The sequence below is a fragment of the Armatimonas sp. genome, from assembly GCF_031410135.1.
Classification (GTDB): Bacteria; Armatimonadota; Armatimonadia; order Armatimonadales; family Armatimonadaceae; genus Armatimonas.
This window is the reverse complement of record NZ_JANNYP010000688.1, coordinates 1-6,532: the sequence shown is the minus strand read 5'-3', so window position 1 is coordinate 6,532 and position 6,532 is coordinate 1. Positions and strand designations below refer to the sequence as shown.

Annotated in this window: 8 protein-coding genes; 7 read left to right on the top strand and 1 reads right to left on the bottom strand. The window is 54.1% G+C overall.

The window, feature by feature from the left end; translation table 11 throughout:
- Positions 1 to 563 (top strand): hypothetical protein (locus RMO15_RS25140; RefSeq protein ID WP_309719149.1); only part of this gene is annotated, 563 nt, incomplete at its 5' end.
- 55 nt (positions 564 to 618) lie between these two features.
- On the opposite strand, the gene RMO15_RS25135 is transcribed toward RMO15_RS25140, so the two are convergent.
- On the bottom strand, positions 619 to 1,263 hold the full coding sequence (locus RMO15_RS25135; RefSeq protein WP_309719145.1) for a hypothetical protein: 645 nt from the start codon (positions 1,261 to 1,263) through the stop codon (positions 619 to 621).
- Between the two features lie 64 nt (positions 1,264 to 1,327).
- Here RMO15_RS25135 and RMO15_RS25130 point away from each other — a divergent pair, with 64 nt between their 5' ends.
- The 6 genes from RMO15_RS25130 to RMO15_RS25105 all read left to right on the top strand — a co-directional run bounded on the left by RMO15_RS25130 (position 1,328) and on the right by RMO15_RS25105 (position 6,155).
- The gene (locus RMO15_RS25130) at positions 1,328 to 1,669 is read left to right on the top strand and encodes a hypothetical protein (protein WP_309719142.1); all 342 of its coding nucleotides are present in this window, start codon (positions 1,328 to 1,330) and stop codon (positions 1,667 to 1,669) included.
- On the top strand, positions 1,666 to 2,112 hold the full coding sequence (locus RMO15_RS25125) for a type II toxin-antitoxin system VapC family toxin (protein ID WP_309719131.1): 447 nt from the start codon (positions 1,666 to 1,668) through the stop codon (positions 2,110 to 2,112). The genes RMO15_RS25130 and RMO15_RS25125 overlap by 4 nt, the downstream gene beginning before the upstream one ends.
- The gene (gene lipB, locus RMO15_RS25120) at positions 2,099 to 2,743 is read left to right on the top strand and encodes a lipoyl(octanoyl) transferase LipB (RefSeq protein WP_309719128.1); all 645 of its coding nucleotides are present in this window, start codon (positions 2,099 to 2,101) and stop codon (positions 2,741 to 2,743) included. The genes RMO15_RS25125 and lipB overlap by 14 nt, the downstream gene beginning before the upstream one ends.
- Positions 2,744 to 2,889: 146 nt before the next feature.
- Complete coding sequence (locus RMO15_RS25115) at positions 2,890 to 3,981, top strand: outer membrane beta-barrel protein (RefSeq protein ID WP_309719126.1); 1,092 nt, start codon at positions 2,890 to 2,892, stop codon at positions 3,979 to 3,981.
- Between the two features lie 137 nt (positions 3,982 to 4,118).
- Positions 4,119 to 4,457, top strand: a complete 339-nt coding sequence (locus RMO15_RS25110) for a P-II family nitrogen regulator (RefSeq protein ID WP_309719152.1) — start codon at positions 4,119 to 4,121, stop codon at positions 4,455 to 4,457.
- A gap of 141 nt (positions 4,458 to 4,598) precedes the next feature.
- Positions 4,599 to 6,155 carry an ammonium transporter gene (locus tag RMO15_RS25105; protein WP_309719125.1) on the top strand — a complete coding sequence of 519 codons (1,557 nt, stop codon included), beginning with the start codon at positions 4,599 to 4,601 and terminating at the stop codon, positions 6,153 to 6,155.
- The last annotated feature ends 377 nt before the right edge of the window (positions 6,156 to 6,532 follow it).

The following is a 6,532-nucleotide window of genomic DNA, read 5'->3' as shown; positions in this document are numbered from 1 at the left end:
CCAAGGCCTTTACGCAGCTTAAAAAAACGCTGGGTGCGACCAACAAAGAGATCGGGCAGCGCCTCGGGGTTTCGGAGCGCACCGTGGGCTACTTACTGGACTTATTAGATCTCCCCGAAGCCATCTCGGAGCAGATCATCTCCTCCCCCAACCGCCCCGCCGATGGCAACCTCACCGAGAAGCACGGGCGTTTCTTGCGCCAGCTCAACGAGCAGCCCGACCTACAGGCGCACTTGGTAGAAAAAATCAAGGGCGAAAAACTCTCCGCCGACGACACCGGGAAAGTCGCCAAAGCCATCCGAGAGAGCCCGGCATTAGCGGATGAGATTCTTTCGTCGCCCGTGATGGAGCTCCCCAGCCTTCTGGGCAAGCGCGACGACACTACGTTCTCTGCGGGGCGTGGCATGGCAAAAATAGTCGAGAAAATTCCCGCGATGCTCGAAGAGATCAAGCTAGAGCGCGCCTCTGCCGGCGATCTGCCACTTCTCGAAGAAAAACTCACAGCAGCACGCAAAGCCATAGACGAAAAGCTCGCCGAAGTCAAAGCGGCCCAGCGCTCATAGCCGCTGGTTGAAACCGGCATCTGCAATAGCCTTCGGCTGCAAAGCCCGTGCCGGGCTATTGAGATTCCTTTTTTGTTCTGGCCGTCCGTGCGCTTTCTCTGGCCGTCCGTGCGCTTTGCAGCAGGGCGGCCAGCTCACCATAGGTACTGCCAGCCAAAGTCTTAAGACGCACTCGTTTCCCGACATACTGCGGGGTCACCTGTCGAGAAAACTCGATAAGTCTGTCACTTGCGATTGCCTCCTCAGGCTGGCTTTGACAAATTTCAAGAAGCACTAAGATCACGAGTATAAGAGGCAGCCGGTGGTAGGCTTTTGTCTGTGCGACAAGCTGCGTAAACAGCTCCAGCGCCTGGTCTTCGTCGCCACACGCCCAACACGCACGCGCCCTGTCTCCCAGGAGCATCTGCTGAGAGCCATCCTCATCGGTCTGCCATTGTGGATGCTCAAAGTAGCGCTCGATTCGCTCCTTGGCAGCGTGCCAGTCGCCTTGGTGCGCGGCTTGATCATAGCCTAGACTACAGAGAAGTGCAGCGTCGCCAATCGAAGTTCCCGCAAACGCCTCGCCTTCACAGTGTTGCTGCCAGAGTGCGGCCCACGCCTGCTGGGATTCTGGCGAGTACTTATGCGTATACGTACCGTCTCCAAAGACGATCTTCTCCCAGGCCAGATAAATTTCTGATGGCTTTTTTCGTCGCGGCATTTTACAGACAGTATACAATCCGTCGAGCGATATAATTTCTCTTGGAGGTGGCCTGATGCGTCTAATGAGTGTTTTGGTTTCTGATGAACTTGCAAAAGAGCTAGAGTTAGAAGCGCGGGAGAGTAACCGTGATCTGGCGGAGCTGGCGGGAGAGAAGCTGACCGTCGCAACAGCCAGACCGATTGATTCTCGCGTCCTAGAGTTGCTCAAATACACCCCCGATACAAAAGTCATCGCCGGACGCTTGGTCTACACTCCGCCTGCCGAGCCACCAGACTGGGTTAAGGCACTGCAGCCAACCAATCCTCCAACCGATGGCACGAATGGGATACATCGTGTTTACGGGGCTCTAGAAACTCCTGAAGACGACAACGAGATTGCTCTTCTCCTACAGGAGGAGTCGTGAGTCGGCTCTATCTGCTCGATACAAACATTCTGATACGCTATGTACGACGAGACGAGCTTGCACAGAATCTTGAGCTGCAGTACGGACTTCTCGTGACAGAGATGATTCCACTAATCTCCGCAGTAAGTGTTGCTGAAGTGCGCTCATTTGCGCGTAGGCGCGAGTGGGGCGAGCCACGAATGACACAGCTACGTTTTCTGCTGACCATGTTTCGCCGTGTGGAGATTCAGAGCGCTGGCATTGAAGACGCCTATGTCACGCTTGATGTCTACAGTCACTCCGTGGGAGTAACAATGGGGAAGAACGATCTTTGGATTGCGGCTACGGCGCTCGTCTCGGGCGCAACTCTTCTTACGACGGATCAGGATTTTGATCATCTTGCCGGAACATTTCTAGATCGCCGCTGGATAGATCCACTAACCAATCACCATGGAACTTCTTAATTTTCTTTCCGAGGGTTTGATTGGCTACCACGAGGGCTGGGAGCAGCAGCGGGCACGGGTGGCGGCAAGAATCGCAGGTGACGTGCCCGATGGGGTGATTCTGCTGGAGCATGCGCCCGTGGTGACCTACGGCAAGACGGGCAAGCCTGAGTTTCGTTTGCTGAGCGAGGCCGAATACGGGGCGTGTGGGATCGAGCTGGTGGCAACGGACCGTGGGGGCGACGTGACCTACCATGGGCCAGGCCAGCTCACGGGGTATCCGATTGTGCACCTGGGCGAGGGCAAGCGGGATCTGCATAAGTACGTCTGGACTTTGGAGGAAGCGATTATTCGCACCGCGGCAGAGTTTGGCGTTGCTGCCGTGCGGGTGGATTTTCATGCGGGAGTCTGGACGGCGCAGGGAGGCTATCTCGCAGCGATTGGCGTGAAAGTGCAGCGATGGGTCACACACCACGGCTTTGGTCTCAATGTAGATGAGCGAGTTCACCCAGGATTTGAGACGATTGTTGCCTGTGGACAGACCGGGCGGCAGGTAGTGAGCCTCAGTGCGGAAGCAAAAACAGGGCTCACTTTAGAGGAAGTTGCCTCGGTGGCTGCACGGCATCTTGAATCCGTCCTAAATTTTGATTGACAAAACCCCCAAAATATGTGTACCCTGTGCGTGTTTTCAAACTCTAACAGGGTGATCTGCTAGGAAAGCAGTGCGCCGACCCCTTGGAGGGGGCGCACGGTGACCAAGTAGGATCATCACAGATATATACGGAGGCTTCGTTTCTCATGCGAACTCGTTTGCAGTTTGCGCTCGCCGCTCTTGGCGTCGCAACACTTATGCCCTCAGCTCATGCTCAGGGTCTGACAGTCGGGGGACAGTTGGAGGCAAACTACACCTACAACTTCAACAAACCCAACACTCGTAACAACACATTTCTCTTCAATAGCACAGACGGCCAGTTCACGGTGAACTTGGGTGAGATCAATGTCAGCCAGGCAGCATCAGACAAGAAGGCAGGCTTTGTGCTTCGTCTGATGACCGGGCGAATTCAAGAGTACTTTGATGCGACTTACGGCACAGGCAATATCCTGGAGGCCTATGGTAGCACCAAGCGCGACCTTGGCGGCAAAGAGATGACCCTGGACTTTGGTCAGTTCGTCTCCCACGTTGGCTACGAAACCCCAGATATGGGCACTGGTAACTTCTTCTCCAAGTCGTTCCACTACCAGTACCTCCAGCCCTTCGTCAATGCGGGTCTGCGTGCTTCGTTTGCCGTAGATAGCAAGACCTCTTTTACCGGAGTTCTAGCCAACCGTTACGATGGTGTAAAAGCAGGTGCAAGCCGTGACCTAGGAGCAGGCTTCCAGCTCAAGCGTACCAACGGCGACTCCAGTATCGCACTCAACACCATGACAGCTCGTGAGAACATGGGTACGGTCGCAGCGCCTGCCAATCGCGCCGTGAATATCGCCAACATTGTCTATACCAACAAGGTCAGCGAGAAAACCTCGGTTGCGTTAGATGCCAGCATGCGCTCCGGCAAAGATGTTGCCAACCGCAGCTACAATGTCACGGGCGTCACCGGCTACCTGACTCAGAACATCGGCACCAATGTCCTTGGAATTCGTGCAGAGTACCTCTCGCAGAGCAACGCCACCTCGGCCATTCTGCCTCAGTACGCCGCCGACCCCACACGCAAGCCCACCATGTCCTCCATCACGGCATCCTATGAGCTCAAGGGAGCATTCCCCGGAGCCCGTACGATTCTTGAGTACCGCATGGACAATGCAGGGGGCACGATCTTCCCAGGCGAGAATGCTCGCTCCGTGAAGAAGGATCAGTCCACGGTCACCTTCGCTCAGGTGTTTAAGTTCTAAAAAATTCCGGAAGAAACAAACCGGAAACAAAATAGGACGTACAATACGACCATCAACGGTCGGGTCTGGGCAGACTCTGCAACCAGACCCGACCGTTTTGTCTTTACAGAGAACAGGAGCTACAAGACGTGGCAGGACTGGTAAAAATTGAAGCAGTGATTCGCCCCCAGCGACTTGACGAAGTGAAGGCATCACTGGATGACCTGGGAGTCACCGGGATGACCGTCACCGAAGTCCGTGGGGCGGGCAAACAAAAAGGCTACACGCAGCACTACCGTGGTGCGGAGTACACCGTCAACCTAATCCAGAAGCTCAAGCTGGAAATTGTCGCGGCAGAGGCCGATGTAGATCGAATCGTCGAGGCTATCTCGACTGCAGCCCGAACCGGTGAGATCGGTGATGGAAAGATCTTCCTCTCCCCCGTTCTGGATGCTATCCGTATCCGAACAGGTGACCGAGGAGACGAAGCAGTTTAGTTATCCTCTTACCCTACATAACAGCCACAGAGCAAAGCTCTTGTGGCTGTTTCTCTTTATTTCTGTTAATGAAACATTACCGAAACATTCTTTTCTTAAAATAGCGGTGTATCCCAAACTCTATTGTAAAAGGACAGTTTCATGCGGTTAACCCCATCCCTCAAGAGGCTGACAACTCTCTTCGGAGCAGCTCTTGCCCTAATTCCCTTTGGAGCCATCGTGCACGCTCAGGCCCCTGCTCCCACTCCAGCGGCAGCCACTCCTGAGGCATCTCCTGCTCCTGCTCCTACGGCAGCGGCGTGGGATGCAGCCAAGCAAGGCGATGAAAATGGCCTACCAAGCCCTGACTTCACCACGAAATTCGAAAAAGGAGATGCTCCCGAGCTTTCCTCTGGAGACACGGCTTGGATGCTTGTCTCGAGTGCACTTGTACTCTTCATGACTCCCGGACTGGCTCTCTTTTACGCAGGAATGGGCCGTGCGAAAAACGTCCTCAATGTCTTGATGCAGAGCTTCATTGCCATGTCCATCGTCACGGTGGTCTGGGTTGTGGTGGGCTACTCCCTCGCGTTCGCACCCGGAAATGACTTTATTGGTGGCACCGACTTCATGATGCTCAATAAAGTAGGACAGACAACTTTTGTCTGGAATGGCACCAAGATGGCAATTCCCCATCAAGTGTTCATGTGTTTCCAGATGATGTTTGCCGTGATTACCCCCGCACTGATCTCGGGGGCGATTGTGGAGCGTATGAAGTTCTCCGCCTACTGCGTCTTTATTGCCCTCTGGGGCTTGGTAGTCTACTCCCCGATGGCGCACATGGTCTGGGGCGCGGGCGGTTTTCTGTTTAAGAAAGGCGCTCTAGACTTCGCCGGTGGTACCGTTATCCACATGACCTCGGGCTTCTCCGCCCTTGTGCTAGCGATTCTCCTAGGTAAGCGACGTCTCTCTGCCCACGAGGACACCCGCCCCCATAGCCTCCCGATGACGCTCATCGGAACGGGCATTCTGTGGTTTGGCTGGTTTGGCTTCAACGGTGGCTCCGCCGGAGCTTCTGGTGGCCTAGCGGGTAGCGCCTTTATGGTGACCCATATCGCCGCTGCTGTCGCTGGGCTCGTCTGGTGTCTGATTGAGTGGGTGCATGTCAAGCAACCCACGGCTCTGGGCTTTGCTTCAGGCGCAGTTGCGGGCCTGGTTGCTATCACCCCTGCCTCAGGCTTTGTCACGCCGACCAGTGCGATTCTCATTGGTGCCGTTGTCCCCTTTATCTCCTACGGTGCGATTCAGCTCAAGAACAAGCTCGGCAAGTACGACGACACACTCGATGTCTTCGCCGTGCATGGCCTTGGCGGTACCTGGGGTGCCATTGCCACAGGCATCTTCGCCGACGAGAAAGTCAATAGCGTCGTTACTGCTTCCATCAAGCCAGAGGATGGTGGTCGTGGGCACTTGATGACCGCTCAGTTCCTCAGCATTGGCATGGCGATCTTCTTTGGTGTGTTAGGCACGCTCGTTATTACTCTCCTGGTCAAGGTTCTCTTCAAGGGAATCGCGGTCAGCGTCAATGAAGAAGAGGCTGGCCTAGATCTGACGCAGCACGGGGAGACGGGCTATGTCTATGGCAATGGTGGAGCTGAGGTCAGCTTCTCCGGTGGCCACGGCGTCCCTGCAATGGCTCCGACAGAGTCTACTCACTAAGTTCTTAGTTCTTAGGGCTTAGTGCTTAGGGCCACTGGATGAATCCGGTGGCCCTTTTTTTGATTCATTCAAAAAGAATAAATGACCCCATAAATCTCTCATTTGAATCAAAACATAAAATCAGGGTCGAATAATTAATTCTCTGCAGAATGCTCTCATACAGATTAATCGAAAAACAGCTTTTTATATCTTGATATTGGCCATCTCTAATCGAAGAAAAATAGAGCGACTTTTTGGGAGGCTTTCCATAACTCCATGATTCATGGATGCCTACTCTTTTTATAAAATCAAGCAGTTCTTTTTTTCTACGTCAGCAAAACAGCCTTGATGGTTACCGGGTAAAATCCTCGTGAGGAAATCACCGATTTTTCACCCGA